Source organism: Nocardioides sp. Kera G14 (assembly GCF_020715565.1).
Lineage (GTDB): Bacteria > Actinomycetota > Actinomycetes > Propionibacteriales > Nocardioidaceae > Nocardioides.
Genome location: NZ_CP085839.1, coordinates 1159128 through 1182345, shown reverse-complemented (window position 1 = coordinate 1182345; position 23218 = coordinate 1159128). Strand labels below are relative to the sequence as shown.

The 23218-nt window shown below is 70.1% G+C and carries 17 protein-coding genes; 5 read left to right on the top strand and 12 right to left on the bottom strand.

Annotation, left to right across the window (positions count from 1 at the left end):
• The first annotated feature begins 31 nt into the window (after positions 1-31).
• Positions 32-1504 carry a serine hydrolase domain-containing protein gene (locus tag LH076_RS05870; protein WP_227783060.1) on the top strand — a complete coding sequence of 491 codons (1473 nt, stop codon included), beginning with the start codon at positions 32-34 and terminating at the stop codon, positions 1502-1504.
• Here the strand turns inward: LH076_RS05870 and LH076_RS05865 are convergent.
• The 3 genes from LH076_RS05865 to LH076_RS05855 are packed head-to-tail and all read right to left on the bottom strand — an operon-like array spanning position 1457 to position 7079.
• A complete protein-coding gene (locus LH076_RS05865; protein WP_227783059.1) occupies positions 1457-4828 on the bottom strand; it encodes an error-prone DNA polymerase in 3372 nt (1123 codons plus the stop codon). The two genes, LH076_RS05870 and LH076_RS05865, sit on opposite strands and share 48 nt — an antisense overlap.
• Positions 4829-4840: 12 nt before the next feature.
• On the bottom strand, positions 4841-6409 hold the full coding sequence (locus tag LH076_RS05860; protein ID WP_227783058.1) for a DNA polymerase Y family protein: 1569 nt from the start codon (positions 6407-6409) through the stop codon (positions 4841-4843).
• The gene (locus LH076_RS05855; protein ID WP_227783057.1) at positions 6381-7079 is read right to left on the bottom strand and encodes a hypothetical protein; all 699 of its coding nucleotides are present in this window, start codon (positions 7077-7079) and stop codon (positions 6381-6383) included. Before LH076_RS05855 ends, LH076_RS05860 begins: the two co-directional genes overlap by 29 nt.
• Positions 7080-7143: 64 nt before the next feature.
• Between LH076_RS05855 and LH076_RS05850 the strand changes: the two genes are divergently transcribed.
• On the top strand, positions 7144-7923 hold the full coding sequence (locus tag LH076_RS05850) for an endonuclease/exonuclease/phosphatase family protein (RefSeq protein WP_227783056.1): 780 nt from the start codon (positions 7144-7146) through the stop codon (positions 7921-7923).
• Here the strand turns inward: LH076_RS05850 and LH076_RS05845 are convergent.
• From LH076_RS05845 to LH076_RS05815, 7 genes are all read right to left on the bottom strand, one after another.
• Positions 7920-9791, bottom strand: coding sequence for an AMP-dependent synthetase/ligase (locus LH076_RS05845; protein ID WP_227783055.1), 1872 nt, complete (start codon positions 9789-9791; stop codon positions 7920-7922). The two genes, LH076_RS05850 and LH076_RS05845, sit on opposite strands and share 4 nt — an antisense overlap.
• A gap of 24 nt (positions 9792-9815) precedes the next feature.
• Positions 9816-10616: an aminoglycoside phosphotransferase family protein gene (locus tag LH076_RS05840; RefSeq protein ID WP_227783054.1), complete on the bottom strand. Its 801-nt coding sequence runs from the start codon at positions 10614-10616 to the stop codon at positions 9816-9818.
• A 7-nt stretch (positions 10617-10623) separates the two neighbouring features.
• The gene (locus tag LH076_RS05835; protein WP_227783053.1) at positions 10624-11763 is read right to left on the bottom strand and encodes an NAD(P)/FAD-dependent oxidoreductase; all 1140 of its coding nucleotides are present in this window, start codon (positions 11761-11763) and stop codon (positions 10624-10626) included.
• A 54-nt stretch (positions 11764-11817) separates the two neighbouring features.
• Entirely contained in the window at positions 11818-13194 is a 1377-nt protein-coding gene (locus tag LH076_RS05830) for a hypothetical protein (protein WP_227783052.1), read from the bottom strand.
• 48 nt (positions 13195-13242) lie between these two features.
• Positions 13243-13590: a hypothetical protein gene (locus LH076_RS05825; protein WP_227783051.1), complete on the bottom strand. Its 348-nt coding sequence runs from the start codon at positions 13588-13590 to the stop codon at positions 13243-13245.
• 335 nt (positions 13591-13925) lie between these two features.
• On the bottom strand, positions 13926-15800 hold the full coding sequence (gene lepA, locus LH076_RS05820; protein ID WP_227783050.1) for a translation elongation factor 4: 1875 nt from the start codon (positions 15798-15800) through the stop codon (positions 13926-13928).
• Between the two features lie 33 nt (positions 15801-15833).
• Positions 15834-16718: a hypothetical protein gene (locus tag LH076_RS05815; protein ID WP_227783049.1), complete on the bottom strand. Its 885-nt coding sequence runs from the start codon at positions 16716-16718 to the stop codon at positions 15834-15836.
• Between the two features lie 95 nt (positions 16719-16813).
• Here LH076_RS05815 and LH076_RS05810 point away from each other — a divergent pair, with 95 nt between their 5' ends.
• From LH076_RS05810 to rpsT, 3 genes are all read left to right on the top strand, one after another.
• Entirely contained in the window at positions 16814-18385 is a 1572-nt protein-coding gene (locus tag LH076_RS05810; protein ID WP_227783048.1) for an alkaline phosphatase D family protein, read from the top strand.
• Positions 18386-18418: 33 nt separating this feature from the next.
• Entirely contained in the window at positions 18419-19381 is a 963-nt protein-coding gene (locus LH076_RS05805; protein WP_227783047.1) for a phosphotransferase family protein, read from the top strand.
• Positions 19382-19493: 112 nt separating this feature from the next.
• Positions 19494-19754: a 30S ribosomal protein S20 gene (rpsT, locus tag LH076_RS05800; RefSeq protein WP_227783046.1), complete on the top strand. Its 261-nt coding sequence runs from the start codon at positions 19494-19496 to the stop codon at positions 19752-19754.
• A 163-nt stretch (positions 19755-19917) separates the two neighbouring features.
• Here the strand turns inward: rpsT and holA are convergent, their stop codons facing one another.
• Together holA and LH076_RS05790 are read right to left on the bottom strand one after the other, a co-directional pair.
• Positions 19918-20895 carry a DNA polymerase III subunit delta gene (holA, locus tag LH076_RS05795; RefSeq protein ID WP_227783045.1) on the bottom strand — a complete coding sequence of 326 codons (978 nt, stop codon included), beginning with the start codon at positions 20893-20895 and terminating at the stop codon, positions 19918-19920.
• Between the two features lie 11 nt (positions 20896-20906).
• Positions 20907-23204, bottom strand: coding sequence for a ComEC/Rec2 family competence protein (locus tag LH076_RS05790; protein ID WP_227783044.1), 2298 nt, complete (start codon positions 23202-23204; stop codon positions 20907-20909).
• Positions 23205-23218 lie beyond the last annotated feature (14 nt).

Sequence of the window (23218 nt, the reverse complement as noted above, 5' to 3'; positions counted from 1 at the left end):
ACCGAAACATGACTTCGGCAGACTCCCTCCCGTGAGCCACGAGAGCGCGTACGAGTCCGTCGATGCCGAGTTCCGCAAGGCACATCTGAGCGGGCGGTCGCCCGGCCTCGTCTACGGCGTCGTACTCGACGGTGAGCTGATCCACTCCGGGGCCTTCGGCACGACGGCCCTGGACGAGGAGCGGCCGCCGACGGTTACGACCGTGCAGCGGATCGCCTCCATGACGAAGTCCTTCACCGCCTCGGCGGTCCTCCTTCTCGTCGAGCGCGGCCAGCTCGCCCTGGACGCACCGGTCGCCAGCTATGTGCCGGAGTTCCAACCGATGCACTCGGCCGACTCCGCGCCCGTGACGATCCGCCACCTGCTCACGATGAGCGCCGGCCTCCTCACCGACGACCCGTGGGGCGACCGCAACGAGTCGCAGACGCCCGAGGAGCTCGACGCCTTCCTCGCGGGGGGCTTCCTCACCGGCGCCCGGCCGGGCGAGGCGTTCGAGTACGCGAACCTCGGTTACGCGGTCATGGGCCGGGTGATCGACCGCGTGCTCGGAGCCGATGGCGGTTTCCGCGCGTTCGTCCTCGACGAGCTCGTCACCCCGCTCGGCATGCCCGCGACGACGTACGACGTCAGCCTGGTCGGCTCTGAACTGGCGGTCGGCTTCCAACCACGCAGCAGTGGTTGGGTGGCTGAGCCTTCGACCTCGCCGGGGACCTTCTCGGCGATGGGCGGCCTGCACAGCAGCGCCACCGACCTTGCGCGCTGGGTCGGCGGTTTCACTGACGCCTTCCGCAATCCGAGCGCTCCGCACCCGCTGAGCCCGGCGAGCCGGCGCGATATGCAACAGGCGCATCGCTTCATCGATGTCGAGGCCAAGGAGGGCAAGGCTGCTGCGGCCTACGGCTACGGCTTCGGGCTCATCGCGGAGCATCACGCCGACCACGGCCATGTGGCCCAGCACAGCGGCGGCTATCCGGGCTACGGGTCACACATGCGCTGGCATCCCGAGACGGGACTGGGTGTCATCGCGCTGGCCAACGGCACCTATGCGGCTCCGGTCGCCGCGGCGACCGAGGCGCTGCGGGCCTTGGTGCTGGCCGCCGACCGGCCCCGCGCGCTGCCGGTCCCTACGACGCAGCAGCTGGTCGAGGAGGTCACCCGTCGTGTGGCCGCCACGATCGCGGACCACGCACCGTTCAATGACCACACCGTCTTCACCGCCAATGTCGCGATGGACGTGCCGGAGGAGGAGCGCCAGGTCCAGCTGGCGAAGCTGCGAGAGGAAGTCGGGCTGATGCGGCTCGCGGTGGAGGAGCTGACGCCGCGCGCCGACGGGCTGGGCCACATCGCGTGGAGCATCCCGGCGGCCAACGGGCGTTACGAGTTGGAGATCAAGATCGCTCCCACGCTCGAGCCGCGGGTGCAGCAGGTCGTGGTCAAGGCCACGGTTCCGGGCGACTCAGCGGAAGTCGCGGCTGCGGTGACCCCGGAGCTCGACGAAGGGTGAGAGCCGGTCGGCGACGAGGTTGAGCACGCCGTCCTGCTTCTCGACGATGCCGCGGATCAGCATCGTCGAACTGGAGGTGGCGACGCGGCGGAACTTCGCCCACACGCCCTGGGAGCAGACCACGTTGAGCATGCCGGTCTCGTCCTCGAGGTTGAGGAACGTGACGCCGCCGGCGGTCGAGGGTCGCTGCCGGTGCGTGACCATGCCACCGACGGTGACCCGGGTGCCGCCCTCGATGTCGCGCAGGCCGGCCACCGAGACCGCGCCGGAGCCCGACAGTTGGGCGCGCAGGTGGGCGAACGGATGCCCGTCGGGCGTGATGCCCGTGGCCCAGAGGTCGGCGAGTGTCTCCTCGGCCGGCTCCATCGCCGGCAGTTCGGGGGCTGCGACCACCGGGGCCGTCCCGGGCAGCTGGTCGGGTGACTCGGTCCAGCCCGCCGCCCACAGCGCCTCGCGCCGGCTCAGCCCCTCCCCCATCTGTCCCAGCGCCCCGGCGGTCGCCAGCGCCTCGAGCTGCCCGGTGTCGAGCCGGGCCCGTCGGGCGAGGTCGGGCATGTCCCGGAAGGGCGCCTCCTCACGTGCCGCCACGATCCGCTCCGCCGTCTCCCGGCTGATCCCCCGCACCTCCTCCAGGCCCAGGCGTACGGCGAACCGGCCGTCCCGACGATGGTGCGGTGTCGGATCCGGGGTTCCCGGGATCCATGGGGTTGTCCCCCTCACGTCGTGGAGGCAGACGTCGAAGCCGGTGGGACCAGCGGCGTCGGACAGCGGCTCGAGGTCGGCCGTCGCCCCTGACGACAGCAGGTCAGGTCGGCGTACCTCCACGCCGTGGCGGACGGCGTCCTGGGTGAGGGACTGCGGCGAGTAGAAACCCATCGGCTGGGCGCGCAACAGGCCGGCGAGGAACGCCCCGGGGTAGTGCAGCTTGAACCACGAGGAGGCATAGACCAGCTTGGCGAAGGAGAGCGCGTGCGACTCGGCGAAGCCGAAGTTCGCGAACGACAGGATCTGGAAGTAGACCGCCGTCGCGGCCGCCTCGGTCATCCCCTTGTCGATCATCCCGTCGAAGAGCCGCTCCTTGAGCGACTCGATCCGCTCGACGCCCCGCTTGGAGCCCATCGCCCGGCGCAGCAGGTCGGCATCGTCGGCGCTGAAGTCACCCAGGACACGGCCCATCTCCATCAGCTGCTCCTGGAAGAGGGGGACCCCTCGCGTCCGTGACAGCACCGGCTCCAGCAGCGGATGGGCGTACTCCACCTCCTCACGGCCGGTGGCACGACGTACGTAGGGATGGACTGCGCCACCCTGGATCGGGCCGGGCCGGATCAGGGCGATCTCGATCGCGAGGTCGTAGAAGCAGCGCGGCTGGAGCCGGGGCAGCGTGCCGATCTGGGCACGGCTCTCGACCTGGAAGACACCGATCGAGTCGGCCCGGCAGAGCATGTCGTAGACCGCCGGCTCCTCCTTGGGGATCGTCGCCAGCTCCCAGCTCTCCCCCAGATGTGTGCGCACGATCTGCATCAGGTGGTCGAGCGCGGAGAGCATGCCGAGCCCGAGCAGGTCGAACTTCACCAGCCCCATGAACTCGCAGCCGTCCTTGTCCCACTGCAGGACGGTGCGCTTCTCCATCCGCGCCCGCTCGATCGGCACCACCTCGCCGATCGGGCGCTCGGTGAGGATCATCCCGCCCGAGTGGATCCCGAGATGGCGAGGTGCTCCGAGGAACTCCTTCGCCAGCGCGAGTACGGCGTCAGGGACCTCGGCCTCAGGAGGTGCCTCGACCGAGCGCCAGCTCGAGACCTGCTTCGACCAGGCGTCCTGCTGGCCGGGGCTGTGCCCCAACGCCTTGGCGGCGTCACGGATCGCCATCTTCGGCCGGTAACCGACGATATTGGCGACCTGCGCGGCGTTGCGCCGGCCGTAGGTCTCATAGACCCACTGGATGACCTCCTCACGCCGGTTGGAGTCGAAGTCGACGTCGATGTCGGGCTCCTCCTCGCGGTGCGCGGAGATGAACCGCTCGAAGGGCAGTCCGTAGAAGACCGGGTCGATCGCGGTGATGCCGAGGGCGAAGCAGATCGCGCTCGCGGCAGCCGACCCCCTGCCCTGGCAGAGGATCCCCTCCGACCGGGCGAAGGCGACGATGTCGTGGACGATCACGAAGTAGCCCGGGAAGTTCTTGCCGATCACCACGTCGAGCTCGTGCTCGACGCGTGCTCGGGCGCGCGCCACGAAGTCGGGGTCGTGACGGTAGGCCTGGGCGTAGCGCAGCTCGAAGCCCTCCTCGGTGAGGTGCCGCAACCAGGTCGCCGCCGTGTGGCCCTCCGGGATCTGCCGGCTGGGCAGCTCCGGCTTGGCCCGGCGCAGGTCGAAGGCACACTCGTCGGCGAGCTCGACCGAGCGGGCGACGGTACCGGGATAGCGGGCGAAGCGTCGCAGCATCTCCTCACCGCTGCGCAGGTGGGCGGCGCCGTGCGGGGCGAGCCAGCCGGCCATCTCGGGCAGCGCCCGGCGTGCCCGCACCGCGGCCATCGCGTCGGCGAGGTGGTTGGCCTGCGGGGTGGCGTAGTGCACGTTGCCGGTCGCGACCGCGGGCAGTCGCAGCTCGTGGGCCAGGGCCCAGAGCCCATCGTTGGTGCGGGAGTCGGTGGGCATCTGGTGGTCGGTCAGCTCGACGACGACGTTGTCCTCGCCGAACGCGTCGATGAGAGTCGCGATGTCATCGCGGGCACGGAAACCCTTGCGACACCCGGTCAGCACGAGCCAGTGGTCCCGTCCGTTGTCTCGCGCGCGGTCGACCAGCTCGTCCCAGTCGTAGACCGGCCGGCCCTTCTCGTCGCCCCGGAGCTGTGCCTCGGTGATCGCACCGGCCAGCCGGTGGTAGCCCTCGACCCCTCGTGCCAGCACCAGCAGGTGCCGGCCCTTCGGGTCGGCCACGCCGTTCTGCGGGCCGCTCAGCCCGAGGGAGAGCTCGGCGCCGTACACGGTCCGCAGGGTGGTGTTGTCGAGGCCGAGCAGCTTCATCGTCTCCGCCAGCGCCGGTGCACCGTAGAACCCGTCGTGGTCGGTGAGCGCCAGCCCGTGCAGCCCGAGCCGGATCGCCTCGGCCACCAGGTCGCTCGGCGAGGACGCGCCGTCGAGGAAGCTGAAGTGCGAGTGGGCATGCAGCTCCGCATAGGGCACGACCGGCCCCTCCGGCGGCACGACCGTCGGTGCGATCGTGCGGCGGCGTCGCGACATCGGCACGTCGGAGGGGTCCACCGGCTTGGCCGAGAGCCGCTTCTCCAGCTCACGCCACGGGATCTCGGGATTCTCCCAGCCCATCAGTCAGCCCTGTCAGTCATAGGCCGCTTCCGTCACCCAGCGGTCGCCGTCGCAGGTGACCAGCCATGCCCGACCGTCGGCGGAGACGAGCTGGAAGCGTGCGACCTTGCGCGAGCCCGGCTCCCACCAGCAGTCGTCGACCGGCCACGGGCCGGCCCAGGCGGTGACCGGGAGCCAGCCCTCGCCGGCATGGGGCCGGAAGCGGGACGGATCGGAGCTGACCGAGCCGCGCGAGCCGATCACCACCGGACGGCCGCCGGAGTCCATCACGCCGGCCGGCACCGGCTCGGGCAGCACCCGCGAGGGGTACGGCGCGGGGATCGAGCCGGGCCACGGCAGCTCCCGCGGCCGCAGGCCGGTCGGACGGGTGCCCCACGGCACCATCGCCTGACGCTCGGCCGGGGTGCGGCCGCCCTGCAGCACGGGCGCGACGACGGCCTCGGGACCGAGCAGCCCCTGCACCCGGGCGACGCCACGCTCGACCCGGGCGTCGGTGCCGCCCCAGAGCCCGTCGGCATGCACTGCGTCGCTGACGACCGCTTCAGGCACGAGTCGCACCCGGGTCACCGGCGACCCGATCGAGCCGGCGCGCAGGGAGCCGACGAGCTGCCAGTGCAGCCGGTCGACGAGGTCGGTCGCCCCGAACCAGCGCGGATGCAGCCAGCGACGCGTGGAGGCCAGCTCGCCGCCGTACGAGCTCCCCGACGATTCGGCCTCGACCTCGATCCGGACGTCGGTGCAGACGAGCTGGTGGTGGGCGAGCCGGGTGACGAACTCCTCGCAGGTACGTCGACTGGAGAAGCAGATCGCCTCCGCATCGCTCAACGGAGGCTCGAAGCCGACCTCGACGGAGAGCTCCGGGGGCACCGACCGCATCGGCAGGCCGGCGCTCTCACCGCCGCCGGTGAGGACACGGTGGATCCACGCGGCCTGCTGCCCGAAGCGCGCGAGTACGCCGGCGGCCGGCACGCCGGCGAGGTCGCCGAGGGTCATCAGCCCGAGCCGCTGCAGCAGGCTGACCGTCTCACTGCCGCCCCCGGCACCGTAGGACACAGTGTCGATGACGTCGACCGGAAGCGGCCGGAGGAAGTCGGCGGTGCCGCCCTCGGGAATGATCCGCGCCTCCTGCACGCCGGCGACGCGGGCGGCCTGCTCGGCGGTGAAGAGGTCGTCGGCGACACCGAGCCGCACGTCGCGCACTCCCAGCCCGACGACAGCCTCGAGGAGCACCGCGCAGGCCTCCTCGTCGCCGCCGTAGAACCGTCCGGGCGAGCGCAGCGCCACCAGACCGGGCCGCAGCGGCGCCACCCCGGGACGGAGCTCCTCGAGCACACCGAGCACCTCCTCGAAGGCCACCGCGTCCCGGTCGGGGGTGGCGTCGAGGAGCTGCAGGTCGGGGCAGCGCGACTGCGCGTCGCGACGCCGCATGCCGCGACGTACGCCATGGTCACGGGCGCCGCCGTTGCAGGCGACCACCCGGTTGGCGTGGAAGACGGCGGCGGGGATGTGCCCGGGCAGGCCGCCGGCGCGCAGGCCGGCTGCGACCGGCCAGTCAGGAAGCCACAACACCAAGGTGCGCACGACCGGCCACCTCCTCCCGCGGAGCCTGGGCGACCAGCGTCAGGTCGGCGGCCGGGAACCAGAGGTCGACCCGGCGGGCGGGTGCCGTCCCGCGGCGCGCCTCGACGCTCAGCAGCCGCGCGCGCAGGTGCCCGTCGCCCTGCCCGGCACCACCCCAGCGCGGCGCGGAGGCGGTCAGGCGCACCTCGGCGCGTGGCCAGGGGCCGAGCGAGATCAATGCGGCCTCCCGGGTGCGGAGACGAGCGGCGAGCTTGCCGGCCACGGCCTCGGAGACCCGGCCCGCGCGACCGGTAGGCGGCCGGACCACGATGAGGGAGGCGACATCCACCAGCGCGGCGACGGCCTCGAGCCAGGCCTCGCCGGGCTCGGGCACGCAGATCACCCGCTCCAACCGGACGCCGAGTGCCGCAGCGGCCTCCGCCCCGAAGTCGGGTACGCCGACGACGGCTCCCCACTCCCCGGCGGCGGTCGGACCGGCGAGCAGTCCCCAGGTGAGGCTGGCTCCCCCTGCCCCCGGATCGACCTCGTAGACTCCTCCGGCCTGGAGCTGCACGAGATCGCGCAGCACCGGCAGCGTCTCCAGCGCCCGGCGCTGCGGCGCGGCACGCTCGAGTCGTCGCATCCGCTCACGCAACTGGTCGAGCTGCTCGAGCTGGGTCAGGGTGGCCACAGACCCATGTTCGAACATTTGTTCGAACAAATCAATCCATGGACCCTCCCGCTATCTTGTCCGCGTGCTCCGCCTCAGGACCTTCGCCTGCCTGGTCGCCCTCGTCGCTGGCAGCATCGTCACCGCCGCTCCCGCCGCCCATGCCGACGCGCATCCACCGTCGGATGACCACCGGCTCTTCTTCGCCAACGCCCAGCGCGAGTCGCTCACCGGATATGCCAACGCCCGCAGGCGGATGCAGAAGATGGTGAGGAGGATCGACCGCTCCCACGCTGACCTCGGCGTGCTGGTCGAGATCGAGGGCCGGCAGCCGCAGTCCTTCCGAACCGCCACCCAGGGGCAGTGGGAGATGGTCGGAACCGGCGGCGTGCGCAACACGGTGATCTACCGCACGAGCGCCTGGACGGTCGTCGACCGGTCCCGGATCCCGACGTACGGCACCCACAGCCGACACAAGAACACACCGATCCTCACCCTGGCCGACCACGACGGCTACCGGGTCGCGGTGATCCCGGTGCACAACCCGCACAACAGCGCCCGGCGCAGCCGGATCAACAACCGGCGCATCCTCGCCGCCGTCGCCCGTCTCCAGCATGCCGGCATCCCGGTCCTGGTCGCGGGCGACTTCAACGCCGGTCGGTCGGTGGTCTGCAGCTACACCAACCGCCGCCACGCCATGACGAGTGCGGCACACCCGGGTGCCCACGCCTGTCGCCGCGCCCGCAACACGAGCATCGACCAGGCCTTCGCGACCCGCGACCTCAAGCTCTTCGGCTACCGCCGCGCCCACACCCGCGCGACGGACCACCGCTACATCTACTCGGTCGGGTTCCGGATCCTCTAGCTGTAGAAGCCGGCGATCGTCGCATCGTTGTTCCGCTCGACGACGGCGCGCTTCACCTTCAGCGACGGGGTGAGCTCACCGGACTCGATCGACAGGTCGTGGTCGAGGATCTCCCACTTCTTGATCGTCTCCCAGCGGTTGAGCTGCTCGTTGAGCTGCGCCACATAGCCACCGACCATCTCGCGCGCCGCCGCAGAGGAGACGATGTCGGCGTACGACGCCCCGGCGAGGCCCTTCTCCGCGGCCCAGCCCTCGATGGCATCGGGATCGAGCGTCACCAGGGCGACGGCGAAGTTCCGCTCGGCACCGAAGACGACGAACTGACTGGCGTAGGGGCAGAGCGCCTTGAACTTCGCCTCGATCTGGTTGGGGGCGATGTACTTGCCGCCGGAGGTCTTGAAGATCTCCTTGAGCCGGCCAGTGATCGTCAGGTAGCCGTCGGCGTCGAGGGAGCCCTTGTCGCCGGTGCGGAGCCAGCCGTCGGCAGTGAAGGTGTCGGCCGTCGCGGCCTCGTTGTTGTGGTAGCCGGCCATCACGTGCGGGCCCTTGATCTGGACCTCGTCGTGCTCGCCGATCCGGATCTCGCTGCCGGGGATGGCCGGGCCGACAGTGCCGATCCGGTTGTCCTCGGGGCGGTTGACCGCGGCGCCGGCGGCGTTCTCGGTCATGCCGTAGCCCTCGAGGATCATCAGGCCGGCGGCGTGGAACCACGAGGCGATCTCGGGGTTGAGTGCGGCGGAGCCGGAGATCATGAAGCGGATCCGGCCACCGAAGCGCTCGCGCACCTTGCGCAGGACGAGGATGTCGAGGAGCGCGTGCTGGACCTGGAGCGTGAGCGGGATCGACTTCTCGGCGGCGATGAGCGCGTCGTACTTGCGGCCGACGGCGAAGGCACGGTCGAAGAGCTTCTTCTTCACGCCGCCCTCGGACTCGACCATGGTGACGATGCGGGCGTAGGCCTTCTCGAAGATGCGCGGCGCGGCGCCCATGAACGTCGGGCGGATGAGGGCGAGGTTGTCGATGATCCTGTCGACGCGGCCGTCGATCGCCGTCGGGAAGCCGATCGCCAGCTGTGTGGAGAGCAGCACCTTGCCGAAGACGTGGGACATCGGGAGCCAGAGGAACTGCAGGTCGTTGGTGCTGAGGATGTCCTGCGCCTGGATGGCCGCACCCTCGTAGACCCAGCTGCGGTGCAGCAGTCGGACGCCCTTGGAGCGACCGGTCGTGCCCGAGGTGTAGACGAGGGTGGCGAGCTGGTCGGGCTGGATCTGCTTGGCGATATCCGCGATGAGGTGCTCGCGGGTGGCGAGGTACTCCTCGCCCAGCGTCTCGAGGTGGTCGAGGCTGATCACCCGGTTGCCGTCCGCGGTGCCGTCGAACGTGACGATCTTGATCAGGGAGCCCAGCTCGGCGGCGTGCTTCTCGATCTTGCCGATCTGCTCGTCGTCCTCGGCGAAGACGACGCGGCACTCGGAGTCGCCGAGGATCCAGGCGACGTCGTCGTCCTTGCTGCTCGGGTAGACGGTCGTGGTGGCACCACCGGCGCACATCACCGCCAGGTCGGCGAGGATCCACTCGTAGCGGGTCGAGGCTGCGATGCCGACGCGGTCCTCGAGGTTGATGCCGAGGCTCACCAGGCCCGCGGCCAGCTTCTCCACGTGGTCACCGACCTCACGCCAGGTGACGGAGTGCCAGTGCTCGCCGTGCTCGTGCTGCCCCTCGTGGTCACCGTCGTGACCACCGGGGTGCGGGAAGAGGAAGGCCTCCCCGTCCGGGTCCGCCGCCACCCGGTCGAGGAACTGGATGGCCACGTTGGCCGGCATCGTGTCGAGGAAGCTGGTGTCGCTGGTGTGGCTGGTGTCACTCACGGCGGGAACCCTAGTCGGCTCGGCTCAGTCCTGCACGGCCTTGGCGATGGCGACACAGCGGGTGGCCCACTCCGGGTGGGCGATTCCCAGGTCCATCATCCGGACGACGACCCAGTCCTTGGCGCGCTGCTCGTCCAGCCCGGCGGCGTCGATCGCGGCGAAGAAGCGGTCCCTCGTGCCCTCGCGTACCCGGCCGGCCAGCTCGTCGAACCGGTTGAGGAGGAGCGGCGCGACCTCGTAGTGCGGATCGCCGCTGAGCGGCTTCGGATCGACGGCCTTCCACTCGTCCTCGCCTTCACCTGCTGCGACGGCCAGCACGGTGCCATAGTGCAGGTCGCCGTGGACGAGCCGACCGTCGGTGTCCGCGTCCCTGCCGAAACCGCGCGCGAGCGAGCGGGCCTGGTCGATCAGCCGGGGCGGTAGGGGCACCCCGCGCTCCAGTCCCTGGAAGCGGTCGGCCAGCGTGGCGACGTACGAGGAGAGGAGGCGGAGCTGGGGCGGTGCCTCGATGTGGAGCTGTCGGTAGAGGCCGCCGACGATCTCGCAGGCCTGCACGTCCCAGTGGTCGCTGAGGTCGGTCGACGTGAGGCGCTCCAGCAGGAGAACGTGCTGGCGGGGGTTGGCTCGGATCAGGCGTACGGCGCCGCGCCCGTGCCAGTGCTGGAGGGCGAGCGCCTCGTGCTCGGTCTCGGGGTCCGGCGTCGCGATCTTGAGCAGCGCCCGCTGTCGCTGGGCGGTCCGGACGGGGATGGTCAGCCCGGCGTCACCCTGAACGGGGTCACCGTCGGGGGTGAGCTCCCACTCGTCGAGGAACCGCTCGAGCACGGTGGACTCAGGCGAGGCGTGCCGGAAGCACCGAGGCGACGTCGAAGCCGGTTGCGGCGATGTCCTCGGGCACGTCGTGGCCGAGCAGCAGCGCGGCACCCAGGCGAGCCGCCGCCGGACCCATCTGGATGCCGAAGCCGCCCTGGCCGGCGTACCAGTAGAAGTTCTCGGCCACGGGGTCCGGCCCGATGACGGGAGAGCCGTCGGGGGCGAAGGTGCGCAGCCCGGCCCACGGGGTGCGGATGCCCTTGATGCCGATCGTCGTGGCCTCGTTGATCGCCTCGATCGCGCGGGCGATCTCGAGCTCGTCGTGCTTGGCGTCGTGGGGCTTCATCGGCGTGGTGTCGGCAGGGCTGCAGAGGTACTGGCCGGCGTCGGCCTTGAAGTAGAAGGGGTTCTCGGCGTCGATCGACATCACCATCGGGAGGTGCGGGTCGACGTCCGGCGCGCTGACCATGAAGACGGAACGAAGCCGCGGCTCGATGCCGACCGGCTTCGCGCCGAAGAGCTCGGCGACCTGATCCGCCCAGGCGCCGGCGGCATTGACGACGTACGTCGTCGTGAACTCCTGACCGACGCTCGCGCTGACCTTCCACCGGCCGTCGGCCGTGCGCTCGGCGCCGTCGACCTTGGCGAGCGTGCGGATCTCACCGCCATGGGCCTTGAGGCCACGCTTGTAGCCCTGGTGCAGTCCGGCGACGTCGACCTCGAGTGCGTAGGGCTCCAGCAGGGCCGCCTCGACCCATGCGGTGCGCAGGACGGGGACCATCGCGTGCGCCTCCTCGGCGGTGATGATCCTGGCGTCCGGGGTGAGGCCGACGACCTCGTCATGGAACGTCTTGAGCACATCGCCGAGACCGTCGGGTGCGATGTGGATGAGACTCAACGGCTTGCCCAGCGGGGCGCCGTCGGGGTGGAGGTCGGCCGGCGGCGCCGTGAAGTAGTCGTGGCTCGCCGCCGTCAGCGCACGCACCGGCCCGTTGCCGTACGTCGACAGCCAGGTCGCCGCCGAGCGGCCCGTCGTGTGGTACGCCAACGTCGCTTCGGCCTCGAGGAGAAGGACCCGCTGGCCCGCTTGGCTGAGCTCATAGCCGATCGAGATTCCTGCGATGCCGCCCCCGATGACGAGTACGTCGAAGTCCTCCATGACGCGAGACTAGTGGGCGGTCAGGACCAGTCGCTCCGCAGGATGGAGTACGGCTCAGGCGCCGTAGATGCGGCGGATGAGGTCGAGGTGTTCTTCGGTGATCTTGTGGGTGCCTCGGTTGTTGACCAGGCGGATCAGGCCGTGGGGTGTGGTCCAGAGGTAGGCATCAGGGCCGAGCTGTTCCACTTGATAGTTGAGGTGGGTTTTGGCTCGGTGTGAATGTCGACTCAACGGGGCGTCGTTATGGTCCCCGGTCTGCCCGGGCGGTCCACCCGCATCAGGCGGGACATACGGGGTGGCGTGGTCGTGGTCGACCCGGCTGGCCTCGCTCCCGCTGTTGTGGGGGAAGACGGGGCCGGTGGTGCGGAGCATGGTCCGCTCCTTCACCGTGGCGGGGTGTTCGTAGGCGCTGATGTGGGTGCCGGTGTTGAGGTCGATGACCGGTTTCACGATCACGTCGGAGTGGCCGAGGAGCTGGGCGACCTGCTGGAGGAGCAGTGGTCCGAGGTCGCTGCTGCGGGCGACACCGCCTGCCCCTTCCAACGCGGCCTGGTGGAGGTGGAGGAAGAGGACAGCCTTGTGTCGGCGGGCAGGCTTCGTGGCCTCAGCCTCGTCTGCGTCGTCGGTGTCTTGCTCGTGCTCGTCGAGGAGTCCGAGGAGCTCGGCCAGGTCATACGGGCGCGCGAGCCACCCGAAGGCTGCGGCGCGGAGTTCGTCCATCGACGGGTTCTCGCCGAGTTCGGGGTGATGCTGCTTCCGGAGGTCGGGGTCGGCTTTGAGGATGTCGGCGACGCGTTGGCAGGTGGCGTCGAACCAGATCGCATCAGCGGCCTCGAGGCGGGCGAAGATCTCCCGCAGCCCGGCACCGGCCTCGTCGTCACGACGTGCGAGCCAGACACCCTTCGTCTGCTTCGCGGCCTCGAGCTCTGCCACGCGGAGTGCTTGGTCGGCTTTGATGATCTCGGCTTCGGCGAGCTGCAGCAGCTTCCCGTTGGGGAGGTCGACGGCCTGGGCGAGCACGACGTCGAGGTACGCGACCGAGATGACCCCGAGTTTGCGGCTCATCGACGCGATCTTCCGGGCCACCCAAGGTTCAACCTGGAGGAGTTTGGTCGCCAGCCAGAGTCCGGGGAGCCGGTGCCGCAGGTCCAACACGTCAGCGAGCAGCGACCGGGTGGCGAAGACATGCTCACCCCGCGCGACGGCGAGCTCCTCCAGGCACAGGTCCCGCACCGGGGGCGTCCCATCGCCACCGAGTGTGATCATGCGGTCCCCGCCCGGTACCGAGATCTCGGGCTCGATGGAGTGCAGGTCGGCCCAGCGCAGGGCGAGGTCGAACTCCTCCACGGCCACGGAGCGTCGGTCCTGGACGGCCCATTCGGCGCGCGACAGCACGTCGGCTGCGGTGAGTTCCGAGAGGGCGAGCGGCATGTCTCCATCCTATCGAACAGGTGTTCGAAGCACAAGGTGTTCCGCAGGTCAGAGCCACTTTTCCAGAAAGTTTTCGAGGTCTTTTCGGTCTCTCAGCCGGTGCCACTTGAGGTGCGTCAAGCTCGCGTCCGCCAAGGCCGTCTCGTACATCCGCTTCACCCTCGGGTACGACGTCCACGCCCACCAGATCACCGACTCGTCCCTTCGCCACAGGGCGAAGCCGGCCCAACTCTCACGATTGCCGTTCCACAGCGCACGGCGGTCGAGCGCTCGGATGAGCGTCCGGGTCACGACCTGCCGCATCACCTGCCAGCGCGGGAGGTCCAGCCAGACCACCGCGTCGGCACGTTCCCACGCGAGCCTGCCGATCTTGCCCTGGTAGTTCCCGTCGATCACCCAGCTGTCGCCGGCCGTCGCGTGTCTGACCCGCTCAACGAGCTCCTCTGCCGAGGCCTCCGACCAGCTCGGTCACTGCATCGAGAAGCCATGACACGCTCCCGAGGAGCGCATCCATGAAGAACTCGCTTGCCGGACCATGCTCGCCGGATGATGCCTCGCAGATCCACGCCTCAGCCCACGCAGAAAGGGAGCCCCAAGACACTTCGGACTGACCGTCGTGTCCCAGGTGCGTAAGGCTCCCGTCCTCCTCACGCACGACCCGCTCGCCCATAGCCAGATCCTGCCCCAGCGGGGACGTTGACCGCCCGGCAATTCGCAACCCGGGGACGACGCTACTTCTTCTTGTCGCCCTTCTCGGCGGGCTGGGTGGTGGAGAGGGCGGCGACGAACGCCTCCTGGGGGACCTCGACGCGGCCGACCATCTTCATCCGCTTCTTGCCCTCCTTCTGCTTCTCGAGCAGCTTGCGCTTACGGGTGATGTCACCGCCGTAGCACTTGGCGAGCACGTCCTTGCGGATCGCGCGGATGGTCTCGCGGGCGATCACGCGGGCGCCGATGGCGGCCTGGATCGGGACCTCGAACTGCTGACGCGGGATGAGGTCCTTGAGCTTGCCGGCCAGCATGACGCCGTACGAGTAGGCGGCGTCGCGGTGCACGATCGCCGAGAAGGCGTCGACCGGCTCGCCCTGGAGCAGGATGTCGACCTTCACCAGGTCCGCGGCCTGCTCGCCGTCGAACTCGTAGTTCAGTGAGGCGTAGCCCTTGGTCTTGGACTTGAGCTGGTCGAAGAAGTCGAACGCGATCTCGCCCATCGGCAGGATGTAGCGCATCTCGACACGGTCCTCGGAGAGGTAGTCCATGCCGAGCAGCGTGCCGCGCTTCTGCTGGCAGAGCTCCATGATGGTGCCGATGTAGTCCGACGGCGACAGGATCGTCGCCTTCACGATCGGCTCACGGACCTCGGCGATCTTGCCGTCCGGATACTCGGACGGGTTCGTCACCTCGATCTCGCGACCGTCCTCGAGGACGACGTTGTAGACCACGTTGGGCGCGGTGGAGATCAGGTCGAGGTTGAACTCGCGCTCGAGCCGCTCGCGAGTGATCTCCATGTGCAGCAGGCCGAGGAAGCCGATGCGGAACCCGAAGCCCAGAGCACCCGAGGTCTCCGGCTCGAACGTCAGCGCGGCGTCGTTGAGCTGGAGCTTCTCCAGCGACTCACGCAGCGTTGGATAGTCGTCGCCGTCGATCGGGTAGAGGCCGGCGTACACCATCGGGTTGGGGTGCTCGTAGCCGCCGAGCGCCTCCGTGGCGGGGTGGCTGTTCGTCGTGACCGTGTCACCGACGCGGGACTGGCGGACGTCCTTCACGCCAGTGATGAGGTAGCCGGTCTCGCCGACGCCGAGCGAGTCGCACTTCATCGGCTCGGGGCTGATCACGCCGATCTCGAGCATCTCGTGGACGACGCCGTTGGACATCATCTTGATCTTGTCGCGGTGGGTGAGCTTGCCGTCGACGACACGGACGTAGGTGACGACGCCGCGGTAGGTGTCGTAGACCGAGTCGAAGATCAGGGCGCGGGCAGGAGCGTCCGCGACGCCGACCGGAGCCGGCACCTGCGCGACGATCTGGTTGAGCAGCGCCTCGACGCCCAGACCGGTCTTGGCCGACGTGAGCAGCACGTCCTCCGGCTCACAGCCGACGAGGTTGGCGAGCTCGAGCGCGTACTTCTCGACGTTCGCCGACGGCAGGTCGATCTTGTTGAGCACCGGGATGATCCGGAGGTCCGCGCCCATGGCCAGGTAGAGGTTGGCGAGGGTCTGCGCCTCGATGCCCTGGGCCGCGTCGACGAGGAGGATCGCGGCCTCGCAGGCCTGCAGGGACCGGGACACCTCGTAGGTGAAGTCGACGTGTCCGGGGGTGTCGATCATGTTGAGGATGTAGGTGCCGGCCTCGACGCCGACCTCCGTCGCCGCCTCGGGCGTGACGGTCCACGGCATCCGCACGGCCTGGCTCTTGATCGTGATGCCGCGCTCGCGCTCGATGTCCATCCGGTCGAGGTACTGCGCCTTGGCGTCGCGTTCCCCGAGCACGCCCGTGATGCCGAGCATGCGGTCAGCGAGCGTGGACTTGCCGTGGTCGATGTGCGCGATGATGCAGAAGTTGCGGATGATCGCGGGATCGGTCCGGCCGGGCAGAGGGGCAGTCATGATTCGCCAATCCTCCCAGTCAGACTCTGCTTTCTAAAACTGGTGGAACCACAACGGGAGGTACGCCGACTCCCCCGGGCATGTGACGTCGACGTCCCGACCGTCCTCGACCCACTGCGTCAGCACGGGCGTCCCGCCCTGGATCGAGCGCTCCGGTCCGCATCGGGCCAGCGCCTCCGCACGCGAGGTGTGCCCCGCCGCCCGCCACTCCCGGACGCCCAGCCGCAGGTCGCCGACGATGTTCCGCCACATCGCCGTCGTCGAGTACACCCCGACCTGGAAGGTGGCGTCGGCATACGCCTTGGCGGCGCCCTGCACCACCTCCGCATTCTTCTGTACGTCGACGGGCCAGCCGAAGTCCGGCACGGGCTCGACATCGAGCCAGACCGCAGGTGAGTCGAGCCCGGCGGCCTTCATGGTGGCGATGTTGAACTGCGCCTGCGCATAGCCGGCCTTGAAGGGACTGCCGTACTGCGCCAACTGCGCGGCGCTCGGCCAACTGATCACCGAATAGGCGGCGGCGAGCAGGTGCCGCTCCTTCGCCCACGCGACCTGCTGGGCCAGGCACGGGTTGGGCGTGAAACCCGGTCCGTTGGTGAGGCCGATGAGCACGAACGTCGCGCTCGACCGAGGCATCGGCGAACCCATCGTCCGGCGCTGTGGGATGCCCGTCCCCTTCGGACACTGCGGCCAACTGATGTCGGCACCCTCGACGAGACCCTCGTCGGTCAGGGTCGGGAGGGACGGCACGGTGATCGAGGGTGCGGGCGTCGCGCTCGGGGCGCTTCCCGACGGAGTCGGCGTCGCTGTGCTCGCCGAGGGAGTCGTGCTCGGCGGAGCAGTGGCGGTCGGCGTACGAGCGCCGCAGCCGGCAAGCACGACAAGCATCGCGACCGCCAGCCACCTCCCACCGCGCATGCCCGCGATCCTCGCACGCAAGCACCCCATGTCGTTGCCGAGTCGTTCGGCTGTCGCTCACCGAGTGTTGTCCGGTCCACAGCAGGGTGAGGCGCATGACAACCCTCAACCGCCGCACGTTGCTCGGGAGCACGGCCGCTGTCGGTACCTCCCTCGCATTCGGCTCCGCGCCCGCCCTCGCCTCTCCCTCACGACTCGCTCCGGGCCTGATCCGCTCGGGCCGTCCCGTCCTCACCCACGGCATCCAGGCCGGCGACGCCGTACACGGTGCCGCCACGCTCTGGTCCCGCGCCGACGGCCCTGCCCGCTTGGTCGCGGAGATCTCTCGCGACGACTCCTTCCGCCACGCCCGCACGGTCCTCGGACCGGTCGTCCGCGCCAACTCGGACTTCACCGGCCAGATCCGCGTACCCGGCCTGCCGTCCGGCACCGACCTCTTCTACCGGATCACGGCCGTCCCCGAACACGGCCACGGTGCCGTCAGCGAGCCGCTCACCGGCCGCTTCCGCACCGGCGCCACGGGCCGCAAGGACATCCGCTTCATCTGGTCCGGCGACATCGCCGGCCAGGGGTACGGCGTCAACCCGGACCTCGGCGGCTACCGCATCGCCGACGCCATGCGCGCGGCCGACGCGGACTTCTTCCTCAGCTCCGGTGACAACTGCTACTCCGACGGCCCTGTCGTGGAGAGCGTGACGCTCCCCGACGGCCGGATCTGGCGCAACCTCGTGACCGAGGAGAAGAGCCAGGTCGCGCAGACGCTCGACCAGTACCGCGGCCAGTTCAAGTACAACCTGCTCGCCGACAACTGGCGCGCCTTCCTCTCCGAGACCGCGATCGTCGCCCAGTGGGACGACCACGAGGTGCTCAACAACTGGTACCCCGGCGAGATCCTCGTGGGCCGGGCCGGCTTCGCCGACGGCACCGCGGTCGACCCCCTCGCCGCCCGCGCCCGCCGCGCCTTCCACGAGTACATCCCCGTCGGCGACGCCTCACCGGACAGCCTCGGCCGGGTCTACCGCAAGCTCTCCTACGGCCCGCTGATGGACCTCTTCATCCTCGACATGCGGACCTACAAGGACCCGAACACGACCGACGTCGAGACCGTCGACGACGGTGGCATCCTCGGGCGCGAGCAGACCGAGTGGTTCCTCCGGGAGATCAAGAGGTCCACAGCCACCTGGAAGGTCATCGCCAACGACCTGCCGCTCGGGCTGGTCGTGCCCGACGGCACCCACCAGGAGAGCATCTCCCAGGGCGACGGCGGTGCCCCGCTCGGACGCGAGATCGCCCTCGGCAAGCTCCTCACCGAGCTCAAGCGCGCCGGCATCAGGAACCACGTGTGGCTCACCGCGGACGTCCACTACACGGCGGCGCACCACTACTCACCCGATCGTGCGACCTACCAGGACTTCGACGAGTTCTGGGAGTTCGTCTCCGGGCCGCTCAACGCCGGTGCCTTCGGGCCGAACGCACTGGACGCGACCTTCGGCCCTGAGGCGGTCTTCGTCGCGGCGCCGCCGCGGGCCTCGGCATCACCACTGGAGGGTTACCAGTTCTTCGGGCAGGTCGACATCGACGCGCGGTCCCAGCAACTGACGGTCACGCTCAAGGACGTCGACGGCAAGGCGCTCTTCACCAAGACGCTCGATCCCGCCCGTCGCTGAGCGCACGGCTCACATCGCTGGGAGGATGGTCGGGTGACCCGATCCGCCAAGGTTCACCCGACCACCCTCCCCCACGGCGAGACCGCGATGCGGCTCGGCTGGGTCCACCTGCCGCCACACGTACGCCGCCAGGTCGAGCAGAGGCTCGGCACGACGGTCGTCGACTCCTTCTCCAAGGACGCCGGCTTCACCCCCGGCCTGGCCTCGGTGCTGCTCTGCGCCGACGGCACGCGCCACTTCATCAAAGCCGCGTCGATGAAGGCCCAGCGCTACGCCGCCGCCTCCTACAAGGAGGAGGCGCGCAAGGCCCGCACCCTTCCTCCGGGGCTCCCCGCGCCCCGCCTCAGGTGGACGCTCGGCGGGGGCGCAGGTGACGAGTGGATCGTGCTCGGTTTCGAGTACGTCGACGGCCGTCAGCCCGCGCGACCGTGGTCCCCCGACGACCTGGCCGCGGCGTCTGATCTCATGATCCGCATCGCCGAGCAGCTCACCCCTGCGCCCGGTCTCGGGATCGAGACCTTCGCCGAGGCGTTCAAGGACTGGCCGGCGTTGTGGGAGAAGGTCGCGGTCGACGACGCGGACTACGACTTCGCGGTCGAGCTCGAAGGGCTCGCCGCGCGCTTCGCCGAGGTGACCGAGGGCGACACACTCGTCCATGCCGACGTACGGGATGACAACCTGATCGTGCGGCCGGACGGCTCGATGGTGCTCTGCGACTGGAACTGGCCCGTCCGCGGCGCCGCGTGGGTGGATTCCCTGCTGCTGCTGATCGGCCCGCGCGGTGACGGCCTCGACGTCGAGGCGCACATCGCCGCCCACCCCCTGCTGTCGTCGGTGGACCCGGAGGCGATCGACATCGTCCTCGCGCTCATGACCGGGTACTACCTCTACTCAGCGGCGCAGCCGCCGGTGTCGAACTCGCCCTGGCTGCGCGAGGTCACCCGGTGGCAGGGCGAGGTCTGCTGGAATTGGCTTTACACGCGTCGACGCGACTAATCTTGACGCTTGCGTGTTCGCAGTTGGGCCTCTCCCCTCTGATTTCCCCGAGGGGCCAGGCGGATCGCACCGAAAACCTGACTGTCACCGCACCCCAGACTGAAAGAGACTCATGGCTAACATCAAGTCGCAGATCAAGCGCAACAAGCAGGCCCTCAAGGCCCAGGAGCGCAACAAGTCCGTCAAGAGCGAGCTCAAGTCGGCCGTCCGCCGCTTCCGCGAGGCCGCCGAGGCCGGCGACAAGGACGTCGCCCTGACCGCCGCCCGCGAGGCCGGCAAGAAGCTCGACAAGGCTGCCTCGAAGGGCGTCATCCACGCCAACCAGGCTGCCAACCGCAAGTCCAGCATCTTCAAGAAGGCCGCCTCGCTCTGACGCGAGATCCGGGTTCTCGCCCTGCGAGATCCGGCTTCTGGTCCTTCCAACGGCTCACCCCATGGGTGGGCCGTTGGTGCATTTCACGGAGCTCGCGGGGCGGGAACCCGGAGCTCGCATGGCAGGAACCCGGAGCTCGCAGGGCAGGAACCCGGAGCTCGCGCTAGCGGCGGAGCCCCGTGATGGTCAGGACGAGCCGCTCGAGGGTGTACGCCGGGTCGCTGGCGGCGCCCTTGATGTCGGCGTCGGCCTGGGCCACGGCGCGGATCGCCCCGGCGAGGGCGTCGGGGGTCCAGCCGCGGAGCTGCTCGCGGAGGCTGCGGAGCTTCCACGGCGGCACGCCGACGTCGCGGGCGAGGTCGGCGTCACGGGCGCCCCGCGGCGCACCAGAGAGACGCGCGAGCCCACGGGCGCTGCCGGCGAAGGCCGACGTCACGAGCACACCGGGCGTACCGCCGTCGATCGCCCAGCGGAGCTCCTCGAGCGCGACCTGACGCCGACCGGCGAAGGCCGCATCGGCGACGGCGAAGGACTTGGCCTCGGCCCGTCCGCCGAAGTACTGCCGGACCTGGGCCTCGCCGATCGCGTGGTCCGGGAAGTCGTTGACCAACTGGTGTGCCGCGGCCGAGAGCGAGCGCAGGTCGTGGCCGACGGCCTCGATCAGCGTGGCCGCGGCCTGCTGATCGATCCGGCCACCGAACGTGCGGACCTCATTGGCCACGAAGCCGGGCAGATCGGACGCCTTGAGCTCCTCCGACTTCACCTCGGTGAGCGCCTTGAGCTTGCGGAGCTTGGTCAGGACACCGCTGCCCTTCTGCCCGCCGCCGTGGACGAGGACGAGCGCGACCTCGTCGGCAGGGGCCCCGCAGTAGTCGAGCAGGCCGTCGACCGACTCGTCGGGCAGGTTCTCCAGCGATCTCACGACGATACAGCGGATCGAGGAGAAGAGGCTCGGCGCGGCCAGCTCACCCAGGGTGGCGAGGGTCAGCTCCGAGGCGGCAGCCTCGCTGAACTCCGACTCGGCGTCGTACGCCCTGACGGCGTCGCGCACCGCGCGGACCGTGCGCTCGGAGAGGAACTCCTCCTTGCCCGTCACCAGGGTGACGCGACCGAGGACCTGCGAGGCGGAGGGCGTGCTCATCGCGCCACACCCTACTGGTGGACGACGACAGGACCGTCGGCTCGCGCAACCACAGCAAGCGCGCCCTCCGTGTCGGTGCGGTGGACCTCGACCCCCTCGGCCGTCAGGGGGTCCAGCGTGCTGGCCGCGGGGTGGCCGTAGTCGTTGTCGGCGCCCACCGAGGTCAGCGCGATCCTCGGGTGGAGCGACAACAGCCACGGCTCGTCCTGGAAGCGGCTCCCGTGGTGCGGGACCTTGAGTACGTCGACCCGCAGCCCCGGCACCGCGGTGGCGATCCGTGCACCGCCGTCCGGGTCCAGGTCACCGGTGAGCAGGAAGCGGATCCCGTGGCTCTGGAGCAGCAGGGTGATCGAGCCGGCGTTGGAGTCGACCGCCTCCGAGAGATCAGGCGGCGGCCAGAGCACCTGCGCCGTGATCGGCCCGAGGCTGAACGTCGTGCCCTGCACCGCACTCACCGGCGTGACACCCGCGGCTGCCGTCGCGTCGTGGACGAGCCCGATCCCGTAGTCGGGTTTGTGCAGCACCGTCGTCCAGACCGCACCGACCGTCCGTCCCGAGAAGACCGCACTGACACCGCTCACGTGGTCGGCATCGAAGTGGGTGAGTACGAGGAGCGGCACCGTGGTGATGCCGAGGTCGTCGAGGCAACGCTCCATCGGGGCCGGTTCAGGGCCGGTGTCGACGACCATCGCGGCGTGCTCCCCGACAGACAGGACAAGGCCGTCTCCTTGGCCCACGTCGCACATCACCATCACCCAACCGGCCGGCGGCCAGCCCCGTCCGGGCAACCGCACCGCGACGATCACGATGAGCAGCACTGCGAGCGGCAGGCCGATCCACCGACGCTGCACCACCCTCGGCCCCCAGAGGGCGATCGTGACCGTCAGCAGCGTGAGGAGCACGAGCGCAACCGGTGTCGTAGCCCAGCCGATCTGGGCGACGGGCAGTGCGGCGCCGCGGTGGGCGATGGTGATGATCCACGCGACGCACCATGACGCGAGCCAGCCGCACGCCGCTCCGAGCGGTGGCGCCACGAGGCCGACGACCCCGCCGAGCAGGCCGAGCACCGTGGCCGGACCGACCGCGGGCTCCGCGACGAGGTTGGCACCGACCGCCGACAGGCTCACCTGCCCCGAGATCGCCGCGATCAGGGGTGTACAGGCGAGCTGCGCCGCCATCGGAACGGCGATCGCCTCGGCGAGCCACCGCGGCAGCCACCGCCGCAGCGCGTCGCGCCACGGCGGACCGAGCAGCAGGATGCCGGCCGTGGCCAGCACCGACAGGGCGAAGCCCAGCGAGGTGGAGATCGCCGGGTCGAGCAGGATCAGCCCGAGCACGGCCGCGCCGAGGCCCCGCAGGGCGCGATGGCGGCCGTTGCTCGACATCGCGACCAGACCGACGGCCCCCATCGCCGCGGCCCGGACGACGCTGGGCTCGGTGCGCGCCAGCAGGATGAACCCCACGATGCCTGTCGCTCCGACGACGAGCATCCAGCGACCCCGCACTCGGCACCACCGGGCGACCGTCAGCAAGGCACCGACCAGCAGGGTGAGGTTGGTGCCGCTCACGGCGAGCAGGTGCGTCAGGCCGGTCGCACGGAAGTCGTCGGCCAGTGCCTCGGAGACGTCAGCGTCGTCACCGTCGACCAATGCGGGAACGAGCGCCGCCTCCTCGTCGGGCCGGTGCGCCACCGCGCGCCGGATCGAGTGCCGTACGACCGACGCCGCGCGCCACCAGGCGTCCGGTGCGTCGACGACCCGGACGGCGGGATCGTCCGAGCTACGCCGCACTGTGACCTCGGCGCTGACGTCATGGTCGTCTGCGGGGTTGAGCCGGCCGGTGAAGCGCACCGTCGCACCGAGGGGAATCCGCTCCCACGCCGTGTCGCCCAGCACCACCACCGGAGTCCGTACGCCGACCTGCACCCGCCCCGCCTCCACGCGACGCACCGTGAGTCGGACCACGACCGTCGTGGAGAAGGTGCCCTGCGTGACGTGCGGATCCGAGGTGACCGTGCCGGTGATGGTCGCCAACTCACGATCGGCCGCCAGCTGGGCGACCGGGTCGTGCTCGAGCGCCGCAAGACGGAGCCCGGCGACACCCGCGGCGAGGACGCCGACCGCGACCGCAGCCAGGAGCAGCCTCCGTGCGGCCGGCGCGTGTCGGAGGGTGACCATCCCGGCCGCGAATGCCATGACCGTCGCCAGCGCCGTCCACCAGGCCAGCGCGCCATGACCGGCCACCAGCATGACCGCGAAGGCGCCGACCCACGCCGCCGTGCCGAGCAGCGGCAGCCGGAGATCGGGCACCCGATTCGCCGCGG